The organism is Bacillus stratosphericus (assembly GCF_020524495.1).
GTDB classification, from domain to species: Bacteria; Bacillota; Bacilli; order Bacillales; family Bacillaceae; genus Bacillus; species Bacillus stratosphericus_B.
Genome location: NZ_JAIVLB010000079.1, coordinates 1 through 2,805 on the forward strand (window position 1 = coordinate 1; position 2,805 = coordinate 2,805).

At 38.7% G+C, this 2,805-nt stretch carries 5 protein-coding genes; all 5 read left to right on the forward strand.

Annotated features, from left to right (window positions below):
* The coding region (locus tag LC033_RS16355; protein WP_376776473.1) for an XkdX family protein at window positions 1-228 on the forward strand (228 nt) is incomplete at its 5' end.
* Window positions 229-290: 62 nt separating this feature from the next.
* Window positions 291-503, forward strand: coding sequence for a BhlA/UviB family holin-like peptide (locus LC033_RS16360; protein ID WP_226570269.1), 213 nt, complete (start codon window positions 291-293; stop codon window positions 501-503).
* Window positions 504-523: 20 nt separating this feature from the next.
* Window positions 524-787, forward strand: a complete 264-nt coding sequence (locus tag LC033_RS16365) for a phage holin (RefSeq protein WP_226570260.1) — start codon at window positions 524-526, stop codon at window positions 785-787.
* 62 nt (window positions 788-849) lie between these two features.
* Window positions 850-1,659: an N-acetylmuramoyl-L-alanine amidase gene (locus LC033_RS16370; protein ID WP_226570262.1), complete on the forward strand. Its 810-nt coding sequence runs from the start codon at window positions 850-852 to the stop codon at window positions 1,657-1,659.
* Between the two features lie 360 nt (window positions 1,660-2,019).
* The gene (locus LC033_RS16375; RefSeq protein ID WP_226570264.1) at window positions 2,020-2,643 is read left to right on the forward strand and encodes a hypothetical protein; all 624 of its coding nucleotides are present in this window, start codon (window positions 2,020-2,022) and stop codon (window positions 2,641-2,643) included.
* The last annotated feature ends 162 nt before the right edge of the window (window positions 2,644-2,805 follow it).

Below are 2,805 nucleotides of genomic sequence, written 5' to 3' on the forward strand. Positions count from 1 at the left end.
GGCTTTACTCACGTTGCAGGTTTCGCAGATGCAGAGAGGCGAGACATCATGATCTACCCAACGGCGGCCGACATAAAAGTATTTTGGGACTGGGGTGTGTATACTCTTGACATCATGCGGGAGTATGTCGCATTAAAAGTAATAACAAAAGAAGAATTTGAAGAGATCACGGGCGTTTCATTTGAAAAACCGTCTGTATCTGTAGATTTAGGGACATCAGCATCTTGACAGGTGCTTTTTATTTTGCCTTCTTTAAGGGGGTGGACAAAGTGAGGGAGTAGGTGAGTGAAATGGAAATGGATTTGGCTAAGTATTTGATGACACAAGGGCCATTTGCGGTGTTGTTTTGTTGGGTGTTGTTTTATGTCCTCAATACAACTAGAGAGCGTGAGAACAAGCTAAACGAGCAAATAGACGCACAGAATAGTGTATTAGCACAATTTAGTGAGAAATATGATGTTGTCATTGAAAAACTAGATCGAATCGAAAGAAACCAAAAATAAAACGAAAAGAGGAATTTAATATGAAAAACTTTGACAAAGGCACGGTTATTCGCACGGTGCTTCTTTTTATTGCACTAATCAACCAGGCGTTAATTATGTTTGGCAAACCTGTTTTGCCGATCAGTGAGGAACAGGTAAACACATTAACAGAAACTTTATACCTTGCCTTCTCAATGGTCTTTACGTTAGTAACAACCCTTGTCGCATGGTTCAAAAACAACTATGTGACACCTAAAGGACAGAAGCAGAAAGAAGTTTTAAAGCAAAAAGGTTTAACAAAATAAAGGGCTGCCCCAGGCAGTTCTTTTTATATATAAAAAAATTGAATTTTAAGGAGTAGATGAATATGACAAAGAAAATTATGCTTGATCCTGGACACGGCGGGCACGATCCAGGTGCAGTAGCAAACGGATTAAAAGAAAAGGATCTTGTATTAAAGATCGCAAAGAAAACGAAAGCGATTCTTGAAAAGGTGTATGGGGCAACGGTTAAGCTCACACGATCAACTGACGTTTATATCCCACTGTCTCAAAGGGCTAGACTAGCAAACAATTGGGGAGCTGATTATTTTGCATCTATCCATATCAATGCGGGAGGCGGGACAGGTTTTGAAACGTTTCGTTTTGATAAGTTATCTGTTTCATCAAGCACAGGAAAACAGCAAAAAATTGTACATGATGTAATTTATAAAAAGATGAACGAAAAAGTAGGAGACCGCGGGACCAAGTCTAAAAACCTTGCGGTATTGAGAGAAACAAAAATGCCAGCAATTCTAACCGAGAACCTTTTTATTGATCGTAAAGAAGATGCGGCGATGCTGAAACAAGAGTCATTTCTTAATTCTCTGGCCGAGGGTCATGCGGAAGGAATTGCAGCGGCTGTTGGTTTAAAAAAGGTATCTTCATCATCTAAAACAAACTCTAAAAAAGAAACGCCTGCGAAGGGTGTTAAGATGGTTGTAGTGAAGCCAAACACTGACGGATGGCTATGGGTTTATGACAAACCGGACTGGGGAGCTAAGTATAAAAAGGTGAAACCAGGCGAAGCGTTTACAATTGATAAGACGCTCACTGTCAATGGATCAAAAATGTACAAGCTAAAATCTGGGTTGTACATCACAGCATTTACAAAATACGTAGAAGTAAAGCAGAAGTGAGGAAAGCTACCTGGATGTATAATAAAAGCAGGCCATTTCCGGCCTGCTTAATTTTTTTTAGTTTTCTTCCATCTACTCCTAACAATCCCCATGAACACTATGTATACAACTGCAATAACCACAGTTATAACCTCAATTTTTATAACAAAACTATTCAAAATTATTAATAAAAACGCGAGTACTGATGCAATCCAGTGTATAGACTCATATTGTTTGTCGCTCATATTTAAATTCCCCTCACTATTCTGTTTAACATTTTACTGCTCAAACTTATCATTACATAAATTTTATATGGCATCAAGTGGTAAAAAGGTTTATAATTTACAAGTTAGATAGTTTTATGATTAAAAGGAGGATTTTATGAAAAACATTTTGAGGTTCAAAAGTAGTATTATTTTGGCAGTTGTTTCAGTGTTTTTATTTTCAATCCTTGGAACGACAGCCGCTGAAGCCGTTGAATCACCGAATGATCAATCATTAGTTCGGGACACTAATCTCGAAGAAGAATTTCCAAGTTTACTTTCTAGTCAAAAAGCATTATACGCAATTGAAAACATACCTGACTCAGTGATCAACCAAGGTTCTGATGCAATTTTAGATTGGTTCAGAAATAACATCGATGATCAATCGATAGTCGATGATATGAACGCCGCTGCAGCTGAGTTTCATCAATCGGACAAACCGTTCAAAACTCAAGGTGTCCTAGGGTGTGTAAGTGCTGTCGGTACCGCACTTGCGAGCCTTGTTTTCGCTCCTGCAAAACTGTTAAAGATCAAAAAGGCAATAAAAGCCTTGGGTGGAGTAAAGACATTTGTCACTAAAACATATCAGTACTACAATCATTACAAGAAAAAATACCGCAGTAAAAAAACTGCTTGGAACAAAGCAGTCTCCAAAGCGGCTTCAAAAGCCAGCCCTGAAATAAAAGAGGCGATACTGGACTTCTTTGGCATTACGGCCATCGTTGCTGCTTGTGCCGAATAGATGCTATACAAAAAGCAGGCATAGTGCCTGCTTTTTACATGCGAAAAAAGGTATCTTCATCATCTAAAACAAACTCTAAAAAAGAACCCAAAGGCGTTAAAATGGCCGTGGTGAAGCCGAATACCGATGGGTGGCTATGGGTATACAATAAGCCGAATTGGT